Origin of the sequence: Prevotella communis (assembly GCF_022024115.1) — a bacterium.
Classification (GTDB): domain Bacteria; phylum Bacteroidota; class Bacteroidia; order Bacteroidales; family Bacteroidaceae; genus Prevotella; species Prevotella communis.
The window spans coordinates 2402121-2424601 of sequence record NZ_CP091792.1 but is presented as its reverse complement, the minus strand read 5'-3'; the positions used below and the strand labels follow the sequence as shown (position 1 = coordinate 2424601).

Annotated in this window: 14 protein-coding genes; 7 read left to right on the top strand and 7 right to left on the bottom strand. The window is 48.9% G+C overall.

Annotated features, from left to right (window positions below; genetic code table 11):
• Nucleotides 1–25 precede the first annotated feature (25 nt).
• The 3 genes from L6468_RS10125 to L6468_RS10115 all read left to right on the top strand — a co-directional run bounded on the left by L6468_RS10125 (nt 26) and on the right by L6468_RS10115 (nt 5533).
• Nucleotides 26–2218 (top strand): S9 family peptidase, encoded by a 2193-nt coding sequence (locus L6468_RS10125; protein ID WP_237793150.1) that lies wholly within the window; start codon nt 26–28, stop codon nt 2216–2218.
• 11 nt (nt 2219–2229) lie between these two features.
• A complete protein-coding gene (locus tag L6468_RS10120; protein ID WP_237793149.1) occupies nt 2230–4521 on the top strand; it encodes a BT3233 family polysaccharide utilization protein in 2292 nt (763 codons plus the stop codon).
• A 205-nt stretch (nt 4522–4726) separates the two neighbouring features.
• Nucleotides 4727–5533 carry a leucine-rich repeat domain-containing protein gene (locus L6468_RS10115; RefSeq protein ID WP_176756945.1) on the top strand — a complete coding sequence of 269 codons (807 nt, stop codon included), beginning with the start codon at nt 4727–4729 and terminating at the stop codon, nt 5531–5533.
• A 69-nt stretch (nt 5534–5602) separates the two neighbouring features.
• Here the strand turns inward: L6468_RS10115 and L6468_RS10110 are convergent, their stop codons facing one another.
• The 5 genes from L6468_RS10110 to pyrB all read right to left on the bottom strand — a co-directional run bounded on the left by L6468_RS10110 (nt 5603) and on the right by pyrB (nt 14198).
• Nucleotides 5603–9967, bottom strand: a complete 4365-nt coding sequence (locus L6468_RS10110; protein ID WP_237793148.1) for a CotH kinase family protein — start codon at nt 9965–9967, stop codon at nt 5603–5605.
• Nucleotides 9968–10054: 87 nt separating this feature from the next.
• Nucleotides 10055–11335, bottom strand: coding sequence for a serine hydroxymethyltransferase (gene glyA / locus L6468_RS10105; RefSeq protein ID WP_237793147.1), 1281 nt, complete (start codon nt 11333–11335; stop codon nt 10055–10057).
• 221 nt (nt 11336–11556) lie between these two features.
• Nucleotides 11557–12756 carry a GTP-binding protein gene (locus L6468_RS10100; protein WP_237793146.1) on the bottom strand — a complete coding sequence of 400 codons (1200 nt, stop codon included), beginning with the start codon at nt 12754–12756 and terminating at the stop codon, nt 11557–11559.
• A 31-nt stretch (nt 12757–12787) separates the two neighbouring features.
• Complete coding sequence (locus L6468_RS10095) at nt 12788–13234, bottom strand: aspartate carbamoyltransferase regulatory subunit (RefSeq protein WP_091819281.1); 447 nt, start codon at nt 13232–13234, stop codon at nt 12788–12790.
• Between the two features lie 16 nt (nt 13235–13250).
• Entirely contained in the window at nt 13251–14198 is a 948-nt protein-coding gene (gene pyrB, locus L6468_RS10090) for an aspartate carbamoyltransferase (protein WP_091819280.1), read from the bottom strand.
• Between the two features lie 243 nt (nt 14199–14441).
• On the opposite strand from pyrB, the gene fabD reads away from it, so the two are divergent.
• Both fabD and L6468_RS10080 read left to right on the top strand, forming a co-directional pair.
• Entirely contained in the window at nt 14442–15329 is an 888-nt protein-coding gene (gene fabD / locus L6468_RS10085) for an ACP S-malonyltransferase (RefSeq protein WP_237793145.1), read from the top strand.
• The gene (locus tag L6468_RS10080; protein ID WP_237793144.1) at nt 15316–16935 is read left to right on the top strand and encodes an alpha-amylase family glycosyl hydrolase; all 1620 of its coding nucleotides are present in this window, start codon (nt 15316–15318) and stop codon (nt 16933–16935) included. The genes fabD and L6468_RS10080 overlap by 14 nt, the downstream gene beginning before the upstream one ends.
• 65 nt (nt 16936–17000) lie before the next feature.
• On the opposite strand, the gene L6468_RS10075 is transcribed toward L6468_RS10080, so the two are convergent.
• Both L6468_RS10075 and L6468_RS10070 read right to left on the bottom strand, forming a co-directional pair.
• The gene (locus L6468_RS10075) at nt 17001–17099 is read right to left on the bottom strand and encodes a smalltalk protein (RefSeq protein ID WP_176756895.1); all 99 of its coding nucleotides are present in this window, start codon (nt 17097–17099) and stop codon (nt 17001–17003) included.
• A gap of 70 nt (nt 17100–17169) precedes the next feature.
• Entirely contained in the window at nt 17170–17703 is a 534-nt protein-coding gene (locus tag L6468_RS10070) for an HU family DNA-binding protein (protein WP_237793143.1), read from the bottom strand.
• A 979-nt stretch (nt 17704–18682) separates the two neighbouring features.
• Here L6468_RS10070 and L6468_RS10065 point away from each other — a divergent pair.
• Nucleotides 18683–20353 (top strand): site-specific DNA-methyltransferase, encoded by a 1671-nt coding sequence (locus L6468_RS10065; RefSeq protein WP_237793142.1) that lies wholly within the window; start codon nt 18683–18685, stop codon nt 20351–20353.
• Nucleotides 20353–22407 carry a DEAD/DEAH box helicase gene (locus tag L6468_RS10060; RefSeq protein WP_237793141.1) on the top strand — a complete coding sequence of 685 codons (2055 nt, stop codon included), beginning with the start codon at nt 20353–20355 and terminating at the stop codon, nt 22405–22407. Before L6468_RS10065 ends, L6468_RS10060 begins: the two co-directional genes overlap by 1 nt.
• Nucleotides 22408–22481: the final 74 nt, after the last annotated feature.

Below are 22481 nucleotides of genomic sequence, written 5' to 3'. Positions count from 1 at the left end.
TTTTGCTTCAAAATTTAGCAAAGATATGAAAAAACTAATTATAGGTGCAATGATGTTAGCTGCTGTTGCGCAGATGTCGGCTGCAGGAAAACTGGATTTAAAGGAGATTACAAAAGGAACTTTTCGTGAAGCAACGATAGCTGCTGTCACCCCGATGTCTGATGGTGAGACGTATGCCCAGATATCGGCTGATGGCAAGCAGATTGTGCAGTATTCCTTCAAGACTGGCAAGCAGGTGGCTGTACTCTTTGATGTGGAAAAGGCCCGTGGAGCCAAGCTCAAGAAGATTGACGACTATGTGATGAGTCCTACGGGTAAGCGACTGCTGATCCAGACAGAGACGAAAAGCATCTATCGCCGTTCGTTCACGGCCGTTTACTATATCTATCATGTGGCCAATAATAAACTGGAACCGCTGAGCGATGGCGGTCCGCAGCAGACGCCCGTGTGGAGTCCTGACGGCGAACAGGTGGCTTTCGTGCGTGACAACAATATCCATCTGGTGAAGTTGCTCTACAATAATGCCGAGAGTCAGGTGACCAAGGATGGTAAGTTCAATGAGGTGATCAACGGTATTCCCGACTGGGTCAACGAGGAGGAGTTCTCGTTCAACTCGTCGATGGTGTTCACGGCCGACTCCAGGCAAATCGTCTGGATTCGCTATGATGAGAGTCAGGTGAAGGAGTTCTCTATGCCGATGTTCCATCTGGATGCCGAGGACAAGGGTGCCTACGCCTATACCTACAAGTATCCGAAGGCTGGCGATGACAACTCGAAGGTCAGTTTGATGAGCTATGATATCAAGAGCCATCAGACGCGCCAGATGCAGTTGCCCCTCGATGCCGACGGCTATATCCCCCGTATCGTCACCACCAGCGATCCCGCAAAGGTGCTGGCTTTCACGCTGAACCGTCATCAGGACTGTCTGCGTGTGTATGCCGTGAATCCGCTGAGCACCACGTGCAAGTTGATTGTAGAGGACAAGGTGGACAAATATATCAACGAGAATGTGTTTGCCAATCTCGTGGTGACCGACAAGCACCTGGTGCTGACCAGCGAGCGCGACGGCTATAATCATATCTATCTGTACAACCTGAACGGTCAGCTGATGCGCAGCGTCGCACAACCCTCAAACCTCGTTGTTACGGAGGTATATGGATATAATGACATGTCGGGCGACCTTTATTTCGCAGGCTATAACGGTGGTCCTACCGACCAGAAGGTCTTCGTGTCGCATAAGGACGGCAAGGTGGACTGCCTGACCAATAGGGAGGGTTGCAGTTCGGCCATCTTCTCGTCTGACTTCAGGAATTTCCTCAGCGTATGGAGTGACATGAATCATCCCACGGTCTATACGCTCTGTAATAACCTGGGAAAGACGCAGACCACGCTGGTGGACAACAAGGAACTGGCTGATAAATACGCCTCTTACGATATGGGAACGAAGGAACTCTTTAGTTTCCAGACCGGCGAGGGCGTCCAGCTCATGGGCTACATGGTGAAGCCAAAGGATTTTGATCCGAATAAGAAGTACCCCGTGGTGATGTATCAGTATGGCGGTCCTGGTTCACAGCAGGTGCTGAATGCCTGGAACATCGGTATGGGCCGACAGGGTGCCATCCTGGAGCAGTACCTCTGTCAGCAGGGCTATATCTGCGTGTGCGTGGATAACCGGGGCACAGGCGGACGTGGGGCTGAGTTTGAGAAATGTACCTACCTGCGACTTGGTGAACTGGAGGCTCGCGACCAGGTGGAAGCTGCCTTGTGGCTGGGAAAACAGTCGTATGTGGATAAGGACCGCATCGGTATCTGGGGCTGGTCGTACGGCGGATGGAACACGCTGATGTCTATGTCGGAGGGCCGTCCTGTCTTCCGTTGTGGCGTGGCTATCGCACCGCCTACCTGCTGGCGTTTCTACGACACGGTCTATACGGAGCGTTTCATGCGCACGCCCAAGGAGAATGCATCTGGCTATGACGAGGTTTGTCCGATTGCCCGTGCAGAGAAACTGCATGGTGCCCTGCTGCTGGTTCACGGACTGGCCGACGACAACGTGCATTATCAGAACTCGGCAGTCTATATGGATGCCCTTGTCCAGGCCGACAAGGATTTCCGTCAGTTGGTCTATACGAACAAGAACCACAGTATCTTTGGCGGCAACACGCGTAACCACTTGTTCCGCCAGTGCATCAACTTCATGAACGAGAACCTGAAATAAAAAAAGAAGATATGAAAAGACTAACCTTACTATTGATCGGTCTGGCCGTATGCTTCACGGCCGATGCAAAGGTCAGGCGCAAGCCCGTCAGGCCATTGCCAACGATTGAGATTATCACGAAGGTGAACGATTACTGGCAATCGCACCATAACCCGAAAACGCGCTCCTTCTGGGATGAGGCGGCTTATCACACGGGTAATATGGAGGCATACAAGCTGTTGGGCAATGCCCGTTGGCTGGCCTATAGTGATGCGTGGGCCCGTTATAATTTCTGGCAGGGTGCACGCGAGACGGACCCGAAGAAATGGAAGTATGCCAACTATGGTGAGGGACAGGACTATGTGCTCTTCGGTGACTGGCAGATTTGTTTCCAGACATACCTGGATATCTACGAGATGCAGCCCGATGACTACAAGATTGCACGTGCGCTGGAGGTGATGGACTATGAGGTTCGTCAGCCGCAGGCCGACTTCTGGTGGTGGGCTGATGCACTATATATGGCTATGCCTGTGTTTACTAAATTATATAAGGCGACAGGCGATGTGAAGTATCTGGATAAGCTCTATGATAACTTCAAATGGGCTGATGAACTGATGTACGATAAGGAGGAACAACTCTATTATCGTGATGCAAAGTATATCTTTCCCAAGGTAAAGACATCCACTGGCGGCAAGAGTTTCTGGGCGCGTGGCGACGGATGGGTGCTGGCCGGACTGGCAAAGGTGCTCAGCGATATGCCTGCCGACTATAAGAACCGTGCGTTCTTCCTGCAGCGTTTTCGTGAACTGGCTCAGGGTGTGGCACGCGTGCAGCGTCCTGAAGGCTACTGGAGCCGTTCGATGCTCTGCGAAGAGGATGCACCGGGTCCTGAGACGTCGGGCACCGCCTTCTTTACCTATGGCTTGTTGTGGGGTGTGAACAATGGTTTGCTGGATGAGGATACGTATGAGCCGGTTATCGGCAAGGCCTGGAATTACCTGGCGCTCACGGCTCTGCAGCCCGATGGCAGCGTGGGCTATGTGCAGCCTATTGGCGAGAAGCCCGATCCCACGAAGACGGTCAATGCCCGTTCGCAGGCCAACTTCGGTGTGGGTGCCTTCCTTCTGGCTGCCTGTGAACGTCTGCGTTACGAGGATGCAAAGAAGAGTCGTGTGTCGCTGACGGTGACCATCGAGAATCCGTCTGACGAGTATCGTGAGCAGGTCATTGAGGTGAGTGCCGACTCGGTATACAGGAAAATGCGTATCCATGGCGGACGCCAGTTTATTGTCTGCGACGTGGCCGGACTGGAAGTGCCTTATCAGTTGACAGCCGACGGCAAGGTGCTCATCGAGGCAGGTGTACGTCCTAAGGGCAAGCAGACATTCACCATTCGCCGTGGCACGCCAAAGGTCTATAAGACGGTGTGTTTCGGACGTATCTTCCCTGAGCGCAAGGATGACTTTGCATGGGAGAACGACCGTGGTGCCTACCGTGTCTATGGACCTGCCCTCCAGAAAACTGGCGAGAAGAGCTATGGCACGGATGTGTGGACAAAGAACACGCCCGAACTGGTGCTCGACAAGCGTTACTGGATAGAGGATGTGGTGATGATGCCCGAGGTGGAACGTCTGCGTCAGGCTAATCGTCAGCGTGGCGACTCGCTCTATCGCCTGAACTCCTATCATCATGACCACGGACGTGGTTCGGATGTCTATCAGGTTGGAGCTACGCTGGGTTGCGGTGCGCCGGCCCTGATGGTAGATGATGAGCTGGTCTATCCTTACTGCTTCAACGACTATCAGATGCTGGACATGGGTCCCCTGCGCATGCGCGTACAATTAAATTATAAGCCTACGGTACTGAATGGCGACACGGTGACAGAGCATCGCATCATCACCCTCGACAAGGGTTCTAACTTCTGTAAGATGACCGTCTGGTATGATGGCATCACGATGCCTGTGGAGTTTGCCACGGGTGTGGTCATCCATTCTGATGCCAAACGGGGCATTGTGCTGGGCAAGGACTATCTGCATTATGCCGATCCTACGGATAATGTGCCTGTCAACAACTGTCAGCTCTTCGTGGCTACGCTCTTCCCTAACGGGGTAGGCGAGACGAGGTTCCTGCCCATGAAGGATAAGCGTGGTGGCAACGAGGGACATGCCATCGGCATCGTGGACAACTACTCTGGCGAGCCCTATACTTACTACTTCGGTTCGGCATGGTCGAAATTTGATGTCCGCACGCAGGATGAATGGCAGCAGCGCATCGACTGGACCATGCGTGGCATCAGGCAGCCGCTCGTGGTGAAGATGAAATAGAATACAGATAAGCGGTAGGGGTTTATCGCCCGCTTCCCGTCTTTTTCAATGGCTTTATTGCACAGTATTATTCTAATGTGCAATAAAGCTGTTTTTTTTGTTCGATTTATTTGCAAAACAGTTCGGTTTTTCATATATTTGCAAATGAGAATCTAATGATTGACCTAACCTGACCTGTAATCTAAATATACCGCTTATGAAAACAATGAGACTACTATACCCAACACTAATGATGCTGACGGCATTATTCACGGCCTGCGCTTATGATGATGGCTATGAGGAAATGACGCTCACCAATGATGAGGCGCGTGAAATAGTGGACCGTTGCTATTACCAGTGTGATTCCCTGGATGCCGTGGATTTGCCCTTCGACCTTGTTGCGATAGGCGATTATGCCTTCTTTGGTTCCAGCGTCACGTCTGTGGTTATCCCTTCTGAGGTAACGTTTATTGGCGTCAGTGCCTTCAATTTCTGTCCTAACCTCACATCGTTGCAGGTGGATGGACGTAACCCCGTATTTGACTCACGCAACAACTGTAACGCGATTATCCGCACCGGCGAGGACCTGCTGGTCTATGGGTGCCGGACAACCGTGATACCGCAGACTGTCCGTGCTCTCGCTGACTATGCCTTCTGTGGCTGTGAAGGACTCGGTCAGCTGGTGCTTCCCGACAATGTGGAAGCGCTGGGCGATGGTGCTTTCTATGAGTGCAGCGGACTGACGTCGGTAGTGCTTTCTGCCGGACTGCAGCAGATCAGTAACCTGGCATTCTCGGAGTGTCATGATCTGGTGTCTGTCGTTATTCCGCAAAGTGTACGCTCCATTGGCGATGGCGCGTTCCTGCATTGCGGGAACCTGGCGGAGGTCCGGGTGGAAAGTATCACCCCACCGCAATGCGGCTATGTGGCATTCTTTAATACCAATGCCACACTCTATGTACCACGGGGCACGCTCGACGCCTATGCGTCGGCTCCCGGCTGGCGGGATTTCTCTAATATTATGGAAATATAACACACAAAAAAAAGAGGAAGAGCAACCCACGCAGGTTGCTCTTCTTTATGAGGTCATGAGGGTGATGCCTTATTTCCTGAACTTGCAACTGACGCTGGTGCCACCTGCATCGATCGCACGGGCAATGTAGAGGCCTGGTGTCAGATGACTCATGTCCAGACGGGCACGTCCGCCCTTGATGCTGATTGTTGTCTGCTCCATCAGCATACCGTTGGCATTGAAGATGTTGATGGTAGCGATGCCGTCTTCGTCGCTCTTCACCATTACCTGCTGGTTGCCATAGATCACACGCAGCCCATTGGCCGAGGCGATGAGAGGTGTCTCGATACTGTTGGTTACAGTCTGTTCAACAGGAATCATGTAGGATGACTGTCTGTTGGCCTTTGCTATCGTAGCCACATTCATTGCATACACCTCAGCGGCACCGTCGGGATAGCGCCCGATGGTGGTGTTGGCATCATGGGCTCCATAGATGAAGGTATCCGTCCAACTCTTGTCTGCTGCTGTCAGAATGAGCTGGCCACCGTCGCCATCAATCTTGAACGAGGCATGCAGGCCGTTATCAGTCGTTTCGCGCTTGTCGCACCATATCAGTAGATGGCCCTTGGCAGGGATGATGGTCTGCGCCTTGGTATGACCCTTGGTAATCTGGTATTTCGTGGGTTTCGATGCGTTGTCAGAGAGGTACATACCTTCTACGTCGATAGGCTGTTCGGTTGTGTTGTAGAGTTCCACCCAGTCACCCTTTTTGTAGTATTCATCCACAAAACTGTCATTAGAACCGCTCACCTCGTTAATACGTACGGGGGTGATGCCAACCTGTTTCTTCTTAGCATCCGTGAGAGCTGTGAAGTGAGCCGTCAGGTTGATATTGCTTTCAGGCAGGTCTATCTCCTCCTTATTACTATAGAGTGCGCCATCCTTTCTCCATGAGTGGAATTCATAGCCGGCTGGTGCCACCGCTTTCAGTTTGGCTGGGGCGAAGAGTTTACCGTTGAATGTGCTCATAGGCACTTCGATGCCGTTGATATAGAGTTTTGCACCTTCCACGTCGCTGTTCAGTGTCACCTGTCTGGCCGTTGTTGATGAGAGGTTGAAGGCGTAATAGTTTTTCAACGCATTGATAGCGTAGCTGAGACGATTGCGGAAATTATTCTTTATCTCGCTGGCCTTACTACTTGCCGACCCTCCATTCAGACGCATGGCAGGCTGCACGCGGTCCAGCAGCTCATCGATGATGCTGTCGCAGCGTGACGACTCAAACACGCTACCCCCCATAATACAATAGGCATCGATGAAGCGGCGGCGGAAATCCTCGTTCTGCAGCAGGTTCCTGAAGAGCGTTACCAGTCGGATGCGGTCGTGGATACGTCCTAATGATGCCGGGCGCAACTGGTCAAACCAATAGTCCTCCTTGTTGAAGAACACGTTAAACTGATCAGACGTATTGAAAGCGAAATCGAGGTCGAAGATGACGAAGCGGAAACGGCCGCCGTCGCGATAGCGATAAGCTTTCACGTTGTTCTGAGGATAGTCGGTGCCGCCCAGATACATCTGTGCTGCCATATAGTTGATGAACTCATCAATATCCAGCACCCTGCAGATTTCCTCGTAGGTGTCATTATTTGCTGCGTCTGGCGAGAGCACATCAACCAACTCGTTAAAACTATCAGGCGTGCCACATTTCTGCACGTAACCAGAGTCTGGCGACATCTCAAACTGGTCTATCTCGTCCTCATCCCATCCGTAGTTGGCATAGACATAGTGCTTGTTGTTGGGCTCGCGCATGTTGAGCACACCTATATAGTTACCATTGATAAACTCGTGCACGGGCTGATACCCCTGACAGTCAATGTCGATGCCAGAGCTTTCCAGTATCACTTGGATGGCAGGATCCTTGAAACGCGCATAGGTGTCGTTACCACCATTACGAATCTGTAAGGTGCGGTTGCGGATATAAGGCTTCTGTTTGAAGAAGGGGTAGGGCAGGTTCTTCTCGCCCCCCATCTCCTTGTTGCCTTTCAGCTTGAAGGAATGAGGCGTGTAGGCACGACTCCATCCGCCACACATCTCAAGATTAACATCCTGATTGAGTACCATGTTGCCATTACCATCGAGGAAAGAGAAGTTCACAGGGCGCTCCCAGTCCATGTTCCAGTTGCATTTATCATCCTGTCCGTTGCCAGGACGTCCGTTAGGTCCTTTCTCGAAGACACCAATCTCCGTGTTGTAAAGGAAGTCGGGATCAGTCACAACAGCCACCACGGGCAAGTAATAGTTCCTGTCGCGCAGGATATAGGAACGTGTGGTGACGCGCGAAGGCAACAGGTCGCTGCTAAACAAGCGGAAGCGGAAATTGCAGGTGTTATCGATAGTAAACTGTCCCGATGTGCTAATCTGTCCGTTCTGCAGTGTAGGCAGCGTGCCGTCTGTAGTGTAGCGCAGCGTGCAACCGCCAGGAATGGTGACGTTGATTGTCAGGCTGCCATCAAACAGCTGGGAGGGTTGGTCAACCACAGGAGCCGCCAGTTGTTGTGTCAGCAGCGTGATGCCGTTGTTCGATGCGCCAGGCGTAGAGACTCCAGTATAGCCCCATGCGCCCGTTTGGTCTGTGGCACGTGCATAACTGATACGTTCCAATGCAGCAGGATAGTCTTGCGAAACAATGACATTGTCGTTTTCGTCGGTAATGCAGATGGTACCACCATCAGTATTCAACTTGAAAGGAACCTGGTCCGGACGAAGGGTGGCTGAGTCAAACCAGATGAGGCGATAGCCATTAGCAGGGACAACGCCCATCATCTGTGGCATTGTCCAGGGTCCCTCTCCGTTCATGGGGTCACTGATTTTCAGTCCATTTAGTTCCACAGGCCTGTCAGTAGGATTGAATACCTCTATCCAACCGTCAAAGTTGAACGCCGGACTGATGTATTCGTCTATATTTGCCGCCATTATCTCGTTGATAAACAGAGAACTGGCCGTGGCAGGATTTCTTGTGACGGTGATTGTCATCCTCCCTTTTGTGCCCGATCCGTCGAGGGCAGTAGCGGTGATATGAGCCGTACCAACAGCATGTGCTGTGATGAGTCCCTCCTGATTGATTGTTGCCACTTGTTCATTGTCAGATGACCATTCTACCCACGTGAATGTGGCGTTGGCAGGCGATGTCGTAGCCGTAGCCGTAGCCGTCTCACCGATAATCAGCTCGTTTTTGTCGGCATCCACGGTGATACTGCTTACCTTCACCACGTCACCATAGTACTCCAGTTGGAAGTTATCGAAGATACACCAGTTGCTGCTCATGTTGCTCTCACACTTCAGTCCGACGCGGAAATCGCCTCCGGCCTCAAACTCCAGCGTGTTCCAGTACATCTCATCATCAAAGGCAGCACGTGCCGTTGCCATGTTGTTGGGATAGAATTCATAGCCGTTGTCTCCCTCCACATACCAGCAACCGTCCACGTAGTTCCTCATCTGCTGGTCGTAGATGCTCATCATCTGCTGGGCATCATCGGCACCATACAGATAAGCCGTGATGTTCTGCGTGCCATTCCTGTGGTCGGAATAGTCGCCTCCCCAGTTGGTCTGGTTGTCCTGACAGCGGTAGAAAGCCTGTACGCTGAGGCGGTATTTGCCCTGAGGACCGTTCTTGATGAGCTGTGAGATATTGAATGTGCCGTTCCAGAATTCCATACAGTCGTAATTGGCGGTCTGCGAACTGGCATTGCTCTCCCATTCCCAGCCATTTGTGTCGTTATTGGTGAATCCCGGGTTCTTTAAGAGCATGTCCGTCATGTCAATCCACGACTTCCCGTCAGGGCCTATAGGACTGGCATATTCCAGCTTGAAGTTATCAAAGGCACAGTAGTTGTTGGTGCCAGCCTCCTGGCATCTCACGCCAATCGTGATGCTGCCCTCGGCATCAAACTCTACGCTGTTGCCTGTATATAGCCCCTCGTCAAAGGCAGCAGCCGCACTGGTGCTGTTGTCGGGATAGTATTTCCCGTCATGTTGCTGGCGATTGCCTGCCGTACTTGTCATTGCCTGTGAATAGACACTCATCAGCGGCGTGCTGACTTCACCTGCATAGAGGAAGGCCTTCAGCTGTTCCGTGCCGTTCTTGTAGAGCGAGTAGGAGTCACCCTGCGAGCGATAGAATCCCTGTACCGTCAGACGATAATGACCTTTTGGCAGACGGGGCAGCTCCTGATAGAAATCGAAGGTGCCGTTCCAGAAACGCATCAAGTTTGCGCTGACAGCTTTCTGACCAGCATTACTCTCTATAGTCCATCCGTCACTATTACCCTGATTGAAATCAGTGTTTGTCAGGAATCGTTTAGAGACGTCGGTCCAGTTGTCATTGTTGGCAGAAACAATGTTTGTACTGACAAGCAGCAGACTAATAGCTAAGATTGAAATTCGCTTTAGGTTCATTTTATTGTTCGTTGGCTTTTAGTTAGGAAACTGCGCCCACTCTCCCTATTTTCATGGGTAAGTGAGCGCAGTGATAGGGTAGAAAAATTAATATGCGAAGAGAGGATATTCCTTCATCTTCTCATTGACGCGAGCGCGAACGCTTGCGATAACTTCTTCGTTGGTAGGATCATTGAGCACTTCCTCAATCCAAGCAGCAATCTGAATCATCAGGTCTTCCTTAGCACCACGTGTGGTGATAGCGGGAGTACCCAGACGGATACCAGAAGTCTGGAAAGCGCTACGGCTATCGAAAGGCACCATGTTCTTGTTTACGGTGATATCGGCAGCAACCAGGGCGTTCTCGGCCACCTTACCCGTCAGCTCAGGATACTTAGAGCGCAGGTCAACCAGCATAGAGTGGTTGTCTGTACCACCAGAAACGATAGTGAAGCCGCGCTTGATGAGCTCTTCAGCCAGTACCTTGGCATTTTTCTGTACTTGCTTAGCCCACTCCTTGAACTCGGGCTGCAGAGCCTCGCCGAAGGCTACTGCCTTGGCAGCGATAACGTGCTCCAGAGGACCACCCTGCTGTCCGGGGAAAACGGCGCTGTTCAGCAGAGCAGACATCTTCTTAATCTCGCCCTTAGGTGTCTTCAGACCCCAAGGATTGTCGAAATCCTTACCCATCAGGATGATACCACCACGAGGACCGCGCAGGGTCTTGTGGGTTGTAGAGGTAACGATGTGAGCGTACTTCACGGGGTTCTCCAGCAAACCGGCAGCAATCAGACCAGCAGGGTGAGCCATGTCAATCATCAGCAGAGCGCCTACTTTGTCGGCAATCTCACGCATGCGCTTGTAGTCCCACTCACGGCTGTAAGCAGAACCACCACCAATAATCAACTTAGGTTTGTGCTCCAGTGCCAGTGCCTCCATCTCGTCGTAGTCCACTCGACCCGTCTTCTCGTTGAGGTTGTAGCCTACGGGCTTATAGAGGATACCACTTGTGTTGACCAATGAGCCGTGGCTCAGGTGACCACCATGTGCCAGGTTCAGACCCATGAAGGTGTCGCCGGGCTTGAGTACTGCCAGCAGAACGGCAGCATTTGCCTGTGCGCCAGAGTGGGGCTGTACGTTAGCGTATTCTGCACCAAAGAGCTTGCAAACGCGGTCGATAGCCAGCTGCTCTACCTCGTCTACTACCTGACATCCGCCGTAGTAGCGCTTACCAGGATAACCCTCAGCATACTTGTTGGTCAGGTACGAGCCCATAGCCTCCATTACCTGGTCGCTTACAAAGTTCTCACTGGCAATCAGCTCAATGCCTTTCAACTGGCGCTGATGCTCTTTCTCGATCAACTCAAAAATGGTGTTGTCTCTTTTCATTTTTGTTTTATTTGTTGGGTTGGTTTAAAATTGCCGTATTTTGTACACTTTAGCGGCTGCAAAGTTACGAAATTAAAGTGAAAAGTGAATAGTGAAAAGTGAAAAATTTGCTGCCGCTGTTGTTTTTTTGCTTTTTTATGATGTGCGGTAGCAAATTTTTCACTATTTCTTGCGGTAGCAAATTTTTCACTTTTCACTATTCACTTTTACCTTACCTTACCTTATGCCAAGCACTCATCGAGTGCCTTGGTGATAGCTTCTTTATCCAGATGTTGTCCTATGAAGACAATCTTCTGCATGCGGTCGCCATACTGCTCGTCCCAGTCGGCACGCAGGGCCGCGTCGCGTTCCATCATCTGTGCCAGTTCGTCTTTAGGCATTGTGGCAAACCACTGTCCTGCCTGGCGGATGCTTACCTGCTTGCCTGCCTGTTCAAAGAGGTAGCACATATCCAATTCGTCGTTGAAATAGCAGATACCCTTGGCACGTATCACGCCCTTTGGCCATTTGCGAGCCACGAAATCATCAAAGAGTCCCAGTTTGAAGGGACCGCGACGATAATATACGAAGGTTCCGATACCATATTCCTCAGCCTCGCCCTCATCGTGATGATGGTGGTGATGGTGGTGCTCGTGCTCATCGTGATGCTCGTGGTGATGCTCATCGTCGTCATCGTCGTCCTCGTCCTCCTCATGATGACGCTCAACCTCTTGAATCCAGGCTGCAGACGTAGCCACCTTATCAAAGTCGAACATATTGGTATTCAGAATCTTATCAAAGTCCACGTCACCATAGTTACACTCAATAATTTCGGCCTTGGGTTGCAGTGTACGCACGATACTGCGAATGCGTCCCAGTTCCTCGGGTGTCACCTCAGCGGCCTTGTTGAGCAGCACGATGTTACAGAACTCAATCTGCTGAATCACCAGGTTTTCGATATCCTCTTCGTCGATGTCAGGACGGGTGAGCAGCGCACCACCCTCAAATTCGTCGCGCATACGCAGGGCATCTACCACGGTGACGATACAGTCCAAACGGGGATAGCCGTCCTTTGTCAGTTCCGGATCCATCGAGGGGATAGAACAGATGGTCTGGGCAATGGGGCCAGGTTCGCAGATACCGCTGGCCTCGATGACGATATAGTCGAAGCGCTGCATCTGGATAATGTCCTGCAACTGCTTCACGAGGTCCATTTTCAGTGTGCAGCAGATGCATCCGTTTTGCAGTGCCACCAGCGAGTCGTCCTGCTGGTTCACCACGCCACCTTGTTGAATCAGTGTGGCGTCGATATTTACCTCACCGATATCATTCACGATAACGGCAAACTTAATACCCTTCTCGTTGGAAAGGATACGATTCAGTAATGTTGTCTTGCCGCTACCCAGATAACCTGTCAGCAGCAATACGGGAGTTTCTTTCATCTTATCTTAATTCTTAACTCTTAATTCTAAATTAAACCAGTTCCACCTTGTTGATATCCTGTTCCTTCTCGCAGTAGTGGCAAGTCAGGATACCGTCCTGCACGTGAAAATGCGTTTGCATGGGTTCGTTGTTGGTGATGCACTTGGGGTTGTTGCACTTCACGATACCCTTGATCTCAGCTGGTGTCACCACAGCTTTCTTCTCCACTACTTCATAGTCGCGGATGATGCTCAGTATCACGTTTGGGGCCACCACCGACAGGCGTGATATCTCGTCGTCGGTAAAGAATTTGTCCGACACCTTGATGATACCCTTGCATCCCACTTTCTTTGAAGGGTAGTTGAAACCGATGGTAACAGGGGTCTGCAGACTGAACAGGCCCAGAATGGAGGCTACCTGATAAGTCTTGTCTGTGGGTATGTGGTCGATAACGGTACCATGTTGGATGGCAGCCACTAATCTTTCCTTCTTATTCATAATAGTCAATTTTCAATTACTTGATAATCGTCTTATCGTTTTTCACATCATCGAGTGTGATGCCCAGCACATCGCAGAAGATAGCCTCACGTGCAAAGAGTCCGTTACCAGCCTGCTGGATATAGTAAGCATGTGGGTTGTCGTCCACCTCGTAGGCAATCTCGTTCACGCGTGGCAGCGGATGCAGGATTTTCATGTTGGGCTTAGCATTCTTCAGCAACTCGTTGTTCAGCACATACACATTCTTCACGCGCTCATACTCCATGAGGTCCGAGAAACGCTCCTTCTGTACACGCGTCATATAAAGGATGTCGGCATCGGCAATCACCTTCTCGTTGAATGCCGTGTGCTCCTGGTACTTAATGCCGTGCTCGTCGCAGTAGAGCTTGTACTCCTTGGGCATAGCCAATTCCTTGGGAGCCACGAAATGGAATGTGGGGTTGAAGTGGCGCATAGCCATGAGCAGTGAGTGAACGGTACGTCCGTATTTCAAGTCGCCCACCATATATATATTAAGGTTCTCCAGTGTGCCCTGCGTCTTGTAGATGGAGTAGAGGTCGAGCATGCACTGTGAGGGATGCTGATGGGCACCGTCACCAGCGTTGACAATGGGTACCGGAGCAACCTCAGAGGCATATTGTGCAGCCCCCTCGATATAGTGGCGCATCACGATGACATCGGCATAGTTGGATACCATCAGAATAGTGTCTTTCAGTGTCTCGCCCTTGGTGCCACTGGTCACCTTTGGGTCAGCAAAGCCTATGACACGTGCGCCAAGTCGGTTGGCTGCTGTTTCGAAAGAAAGGCGGGTTCTGGTACTGGGCTCAAAAAACAAGGTGGCAACGACTTTGCCTTTGAGCAATTCTCTGTTGGGATGCTTTTCAAACTCCTGTGCCATCTCAATCATGTAGAGGATTTTCTCACGAGTGAGATCGGCAATGGTGACGAAATTATGTTTATCCATAGATGGCTGAATTGTTTTATTCAGGCTGCAAAGTTACGAAATTTAAGTGAAAAGTGAATAGTGAAAAGTGAAAAATTTGCTGCCGCTTAATGATTTTCAATATTTTATTATTAATTCTGTCGGAAAATACCGACGAAGGTAGGCTGCATCTCGGAAAAATTCAAATAAATTTGGTTTTTCGCTCGATTTGCACTACCTTTGCAGCCGCAAACATTTATTCATCAATAAATTAAGTAGAAAAAAATGAAAGCATTTGTTTTCCCTGGACAGGGAGCACAGTTCGTAGGAATGGGTAAGGACCTCTACGACAACAACGCAACAGCAAAGGAACTTTTTGAAAAGGCTAACGAGATTCTGGGCTACAGAATCACAGATATTATGTTCGAGGGTACGGACGACGACCTGAAGCAGACTAAGGTCACTCAGCCTGCCGTATTCCTTCATTCAGTTATCTCTGCTATCTGCATGGGCGACGCCTTCCAGCCCGCTATGACTGCTGGTCACTCTCTGGGTGAGTTCTCAGCACTCGTTGCTGCTGGTGCCCTGAGTTTCGAAGACGGCTTGCGTCTGGTTTACGCTCGTGCTATGGCTATGCAGAAGGCTTGTGAGGCAGCTCCCTCTACGATGGCTGCTATCATCGGCTTGCCCGACGAGAAAGTTGAGGAGGTTTGTGCTGGTATCAATCGCGAAGGCAATATCGTGGTTTGTGCTAACTACAACAACCCTGGCCAGCTGGTTATCTCTGGTAATGTGGACGCTGTCAACGAGGCTTGCGAGCAGTTGAAGGCTGCCGGTGCTAAGCGTGCCCTGCCCCTGAAGGTGGGTGGTGCTTTCCACAGCCCCCTGATGCAACCCGCTAAGGACGAGCTCCAGGCTGCTATCGAGAAAACAGAGTTCCAGACTCCTAAGTGCCCTGTTTATCAGAATGTGGACGGTAAGCCTCATACAGAGCCAGCAGAGATCAAGCAGAACCTCATCGCTCAGCTCACCTCTTCTGTACGCTGGACACAGTGTGTGCAGAATATGATTGCCGACGGTGCCGACGACTTCACAGAGTGCGGTCCTGGTAAGGCTCTGCAGGGCATGATTGCCAAGATTAACAAGGAAGTAAGTGCTCATGGCATTGCATAAGATTATCATCTATCAGGTTTTCACCCGTCTTTTCGGTCATCGTAGCAATACCCCTGTGGTTAATGGTACGATAGAAGAGAACGGATGTGGAAAACTGAACGATTTCACGCCCAGCGCCCTGAAGAAAATCAGGGAGTTGGGCGTGACTCATATTTGGTACACTGGTGTCATCCGTCATGCCACGATGACCGACTACTCTCGCTATGGTATCCCTCGCCAGCATCCTGCTGTGGTGAAGGGTAGGGCAGGTTCGCCTTATGCCATCACCGACTATTACGATATCGACCCCGACCTGGCTGTGGATGTGGAGCGTCGTATGGAGGAGTTCGAACGGCTTGTCACCCGCACCCATCGTGCCGGACTGAAGATGATTATCGACTTCGTGCCCAACCATGTGGCACGTCAGTATAAGAGTATCTGTAAGCCTGCTGGCGTGCGCGACCTGGGCGAGGATGATAATCCCAACGAGGGCTTCAACCCTGCCCGCAATAATTTCTATTATTGTCCCGGTCAGGCCTTCATGCCTTATTTCGACCTCTATCATGGCGAGAAAGAGCCTTATCAGGAGATGCCTGCCCGTGCTACGGGTAACGATTGTTTCCACAATGCGCCGGGCATGAACGACTGGTACGAGACGGTGAAGCTCAACTATGGCGTAGATTATTATGCTGGTGGCGTGGGCTATTTCTCCCCCATACCTAATACGTGGCAGAAGATGCTCGATATCCTGCTCTTCTGGGCTGGAAAGGGTGTTGACGCCTTCCGTTGCGATATGGCAGAGATGGTGCCTGCCGATTTCTGGGCATGGGCTACGGCGCAGGTGCGCAAGCAGTATCCCGATATCCGTTTCATTGGCGAGGTGTATAATCCCAATGAGTATCGCCATTACATCGCCTCTGGTTTTGATTATCTCTACGACAAGGTGGGTATGTATGATGCCATGCGTGATGTGATCTGTCATCGTCGTGATACGGATGCCATCACTTGGGCTTGGCAGCAGACCGACGATATCCGTGACCACATGCTCTATTTCCTTGAGAATCATGATGAGCAGCGTGTGGCCAGCGATTTCTTTGCAGGCTCTGGCGAGAAAGCCGTACCGGCTCTGGTGGTCAATGCCTTGATGCAGCAGAATCCCTTCATGCTCTATTTCGGACAGGAGTGGGGCGAGCGTGGCATGGATGCCGAGGGCTTCAGCGGACGCGACGGGCGCACCACCATCTTCGACTACTGGTCTTTGCAGCCCCGCTATAACGCGCTGACGCAGATATATAATAAGGTGTTGAATATCGCCCGTTCTGAGAAAGCCGTCTCCGAGGGTCTGATGTTTGATGTGATGTATGCCAATCAGCAGTATCGCCAGCAGTATGCCTTCCTGCGCAAGGCTGGCAAGGAGACGCTCTTTGTGGTGGCCAACTTTGCCGACATGCCTGTTACGACAGACATCACCATCCCCAGCCACGCCTTCGACTATCTGAACCTCTTGGAGAAGGCCTACAAGGCTGTGGATCTCCTCACAGGCACTCAGGTCTCACTGGTCCTGATACGCGACCAGCAGGTATCCATTGCACTGCCTCCACGAGGTGCCGTGGTGTATAAGTTCTAGGAAAAACGTCATAAAAGAAGTGAGCCCGGCAAATTGCCGAGCTCACTTTTTTTACTTTTTTACTTTTACGCCATGCACGAGGTCACTCCCAGTGCCGTTGCGATGGCCGACAGCACACTAATGGCTGTTTGAATTGCAAATTTCCAAAATGTCTTGTTCTTCATAATGATTTGGTTTTAATGGTTTAACGTTTGTCTTAGGATTTAGGGAGTCGCGTTTCGCGACCCCCTTAGTTTAAGGATTTACTGGACCACCGCCGTTGCCAGATTCAGAGCTTGAACTGCCGCCACCGTTCTCCTCGGAGTTGCTAGGCTCAGGAGTGTCTTCGCCTGTCAGCTCGCTGTACAGCTGGGTGCTCAGCGTAGCGCCCTGTCGCATGGCGGAAGCCTTGTAGGCAGACTTCTTGCTCTGGTCGGCCAGGAAGGCGATGCCCAGGCGGGTGACGTTCTCCGTGGCGCTGAAGTCCTTCGCGTCGGCAACGCCCTTGGAGGTGAGCACGGGGTAGAGGGTACCGATGCCGTCGAGCTTCACCTTGTAGCCGTCGGCCAGCATCTCCTGCATGCAACTCTTCAGCTTGGTGATCACACCGATGACCACGTCCTCGGTATAGATACTGCCGTGCTTCATGATGTGCTCGGCCATGTCGGTGAGTCGCAGCGTGCCGCGATAGATAATCTTACCGTAGGTCTTCTTCACCTGCTGGCGCTGCTCGCCCTTCTTGCCCACAGTCACCTTGCGTTCTACCTTCTTAATTTCAATTGTTCCCATAGTGATTTTAATGTTTAATTTTTAATGGTTCGCTCGGCTTTGCCGCTTGGCTCCGCCAAGAATGTTTAATGTTTCATGTCTCAGAGCGAAACGGCGTTTCTCTTACAGCGAGCCGGCGTTTTGCTGTCAGCGATACGGCGTGTTGCTCATTTTTGACAATGCAAAGGTACTACATTTCCATTGCGGTCTACGAATACATATCCAAGATTATTTTGTCTATTTTTGTCTTGCGCGGTCATTTGGTCATTTGGTCATTTGTCAAAATCGAAAACTGACTGTCAAAATCCGCCACTATAATATAAATATTTATATTTATATATAGTGAGCAATGACCGCGTTCCCGAAATTGATTTTGACCAAATGACCTTGACCAAATGACCACAGATTTTAAAATGATAAAAGCCACCCGAAGGTGACTTTAAACGGAGCAGGGTCGATGAAGGCTTACTCCTCTCGGTATTCTCAGCCCCTAGGGCCTCACATGTTTACCGGATAGTCAGAACATAAATTCTGACGCTGCAAAGATAAGTGTTAATGCTGGAAGTTCCAAGTATTTTCGCGATTATTTTAAGTTTTTTGAATTATACGAGCTTTATCCGATAATTTTTTTGTACTTTTGCAACGAAGTATCGGCTTATCGTTGTGACACGACGCTTGCCTTAAGGTAATGTAAAGAGCCTCGGTGGAGGTGCCGGTACGGTTTTTATGGGAAAATAACAATAGCATCAGCTATTTATTCAGAGCGTCATGAAACGTAGGAAATTTCAATGATGAAATGCTCAAGGGTAAATAAGTTGGTGTCTGTGCGATAGCGCAGGCATGACTTGTATCTTAGCATTTCGGGTACATTCCTACGACCTCATGACGCGAGAGAAGAGTCAAGTCGGCGCTTTTTTCGTGTCATTAGGTTTGGATAGAATGTTCCTGTAAGCAAGCCTGGAGATATAGTCTGATTGCAGAACTATATCACAGGAATGTTATGAAACAGGAACTATCACAGCTAAAACAAGACATGATAGCTGAGATTGAGCAGCGGTTGGAGGATAAGGTTCTAGAACGCTCCAATGCCGAACTGCTACAGAAACTCATCACGCAGGCTGACAGCGATGATGAGGCTATCAAGATTATGTCGTTAGGAACAACCTACAAGAAATCCGGTCTCCACTATGAGAAGAGGCTGGAAAAGATGGATAATACCATACGTTACTATAGGAAGAACGATGCGCTTAGCTTCCATACAGACGACTCAAAACCCACGCACAAACTTATAATTGGCGACAACTACGAAGCATTGCAGAACTTGCTGATCCAGTATAAAAAAGGTGTGGATGTGATATATATCGACCCTCCATACGGCAAAGACAGCATGGGGGACTTTGCTAAAACCAACTATGAGAACGGTATTACTCGCGACAATTTGCTGTCGATGCTCTATCCGCGATTAATGTTGGCAAAGCAACTGCTGAAAGATACGGGGGTTATTTTCTGTAGCATAGACGACAAGAACCAAGCATATGTAAAATGCTTGTTTGATGAGGTGTTCGGTGAGAACAGGTTCCTGTTCAATGTTGCAAGAATAACTAAAAAAGGTGGGAAGACTACAAATACAATTCAAAAGAACAATGACTACATTATTGCTTATACATTAAACAAAGATATTTTGTTTAGTCAGGAAGACAAGACAGACTTGTCGAAGTATAAGTATGAAGACAAATACGTAGAAACCCGAGGCAAATATGCTCTTACGCAGACATTGGATTACAATTCCCTTGAATACAGCAATGGAATGGATTTTGAGATTGATTTTGAAGGTCGTAAATTTGTACCAGGTGGTGACATATACTTGCATAAGAAGAGACTACGCGGTGAACACGGAATAAAGGATTGGACTTGGCGATGGGGTAAAGACGCTGTAGAATGGGGTAAAGATAATGATTTCTTGGTTATAAAGAATAATCGTATATACACTAAGTCATATATGTATTGTAGAAAGAAAAACGGGAAATGTGAATTGGAAATGATTGATACGACCAAAGCTTTTACAACGCTATCCTATCTTGACAACAAATATAATAATGACAACGCAAACAAGGAACTAAATACGATATTTGAGAATGGCAATATCCTATTCAGGAACCCCAAGCCTTCTGTATTGGTAGAAACACTTATAAAGATGGTTTGCGATGAAGAAAACGCTGTCATACTAGATTTTTTTGCAGGAAGCGGAACAACTGGGCATGCTGTGTTAAATCTTAACAAAGATGGTGGAAATAGAAAGTTTCTCCTTTGCCAATTAAATGAGGTAAACGACGCAAATCCCAATGGTATAGCATACGATGTTACAGCAAAACGTCTTAAGCGTATTATGACTGGTGAGTGTTATGATGGAAACAAAAATTTTTCTTGGCTGAAGGACAACGAACCTTATGGTGGCAATCTTGATGTCTATGAAATAGACAGAATCCCCAATCACATGACTGCGGATGGAAAGACTCCATTTGAGATAATTGATGAAACGTTGTACGGAAAAGAAAAGTTCAAGACGCTGAAAGAGAAGATAGACTGGGTATGTCAGAACTTTGCCAACACACAATGGTATGTTGAGAGTGATGAAGACTGGGAGGGAGTAGTAAGAAAAGGTGGAAGATAATGCTACAAGAAGTAAAAGACTTACAAGATAATGCTGTTAGCCGTCTGGTTGAAAAGGTTTCCAAGAAGGATGAGACCACTTTTCGTGCACCAACTGGAAGCGGCAAGACTCGCATGATGGCTGATATGATGAACCGCATCATTGAAGCCAACGAGAATGTCATATTCTTGGTTTCTTCGCTGTCTAAAGGTGACTTGGCTAAGCAAGACTATGAGTCATTTAAAGAGACAGCAGATGATGGTACATTTCCTCAGTTGAATCCTTATCTTATTTCAACCGATATCTCAGGAGAAGAAGGTCTACAGATTCCTGATGGATACAATGTGTATGTTCTGCCTCGTGACCTGTTCAAAGAAGATAGTCTGCTGATGCGCGGTCCAATGATCAACTTCCTGCGTACTATGACAGGAGACATTTTCGGTGAAGGCAAGAATAAAATTATCTATTTGGTAAAGGACGAGTGCCATCAGGCAACATCAAATATCGACACAAAACTTAAAGGCTTCTTTCGCAAGGTAATCAACTTCTCTGCTACACCCGACAAGAAAAAGGGACAAATACCAGATGTGATGATTACCGATAGTGAGGCAGAGAAAGCATGCTTGATTAAGAGGGTTGAATTTGGTAGTTTGGATGACACCGTTGAGGATGCAATCAGAAAGTTTAAGGAGGTAAAGCAGCAATATATCTCACTCGATGTCGAGCCATGCCTAATTATCCAGATATCGAATAAAGGTAAAGCAGAACAGGAATGGAATGTCAACATCCGTCCTGTTCTTGACCAGGTAGAAAATCAAGGATTGAAGTGGATGGTGATGGTAGACTTGAAAGGAAAGAAAGGGGAGGATAGCCTTTGCGATACTAACGATATCATAAAAGGTAAATTACCTGTAAGCCAATGGAAAGACTACGCAAGAAACCGTGGTATTGATGTGATTATCTTTAAAATGGTCATTTCCGAGGGTTGGGACATTCCTCGTGCTTGCATGCTTTATCAAGTCCGCGATAGCAAAAGTAAACAATTAGACGAACAGGTGCTTGGCAGAGTGAGGAGAAATCCACGCTTACTTGATTTTGAGACGCTTAATGACGAACAAAAGCGACTGGCTACAACTGCTTGGGTATGGGGTATACGACCTGATACAATGATGGCAAGACGTCAGGTATCATTATTTGGTGGAGGTACTGAGATTCAAGATAATTTCAAAGTAAAGTCAACACGACTTGAGAATCTAACACAAAAGGCAGATTTCGACATCGAGGGATTCATCGAGGGGCAACTAGATAAACTTGAATCTACCAGTATCTTCGAACTGCACAAAAAACTGTCGAGAGTCCCCAACGATTTGCAGTCTTTGTGTTACGACTATTCGAGGGAAGATATTCAAAGATGGTATAAGTTTGCCGAGAACATAGATAAGGTAAAAGAAAAATATGACAACTACATTTGTGATTACGACAAGAGTGTAGTCGTTGATAAAGAAGTAACGTTCCCTGTTACATCTTCATTTACTGAGACAAGCCATGAAGAGCAGGGCTTGAACTGGGTATGGAGTCGTAAGGATGGAAAAGACAAGTTTGCTTTTGATAGTTATGCTGAGAAAGAGTGGGCTGCCAAACTCAGGCAGCTGGCATCTAAACGTAAATACATATCAGAACTTGAAATGCCAGGAATGGATGAAGACGATGAACTCTTCCTCTGGGGTAAGAATTATCCTCTGAATTCCGAAATCAAATACGAGTACTATTCCAATGGTATCCATGCCTCTTATCCAGATTTTGTCATGAAAGACAAACTGGGCAGGATTCATATCTTTGAAGTAAAGAGCGTAAATGTGGCAGTAGGTACTACTATCAGTAAGGAAGAGTATGAGAAGAAGGTAAAAGAGCTGCATGACCTCTATATAGCATGTTCCAAGAAATTGCCAGATTATCGATTCTATCTGCCTATAATGAAAGATGATGATTGGCGCATAAGGAGATATTACTCAGGTGTTTTCAGGGAAATCAGCTACGAGGAATTTCGGAAGTCATTAAAAGAACAAGATTTGTAAGAAGTAAAAAATGGTTACAGCCCTTGTTTCTCATGACGAATCACTCTGCTTTGCTCAATGATTTGACATGATAT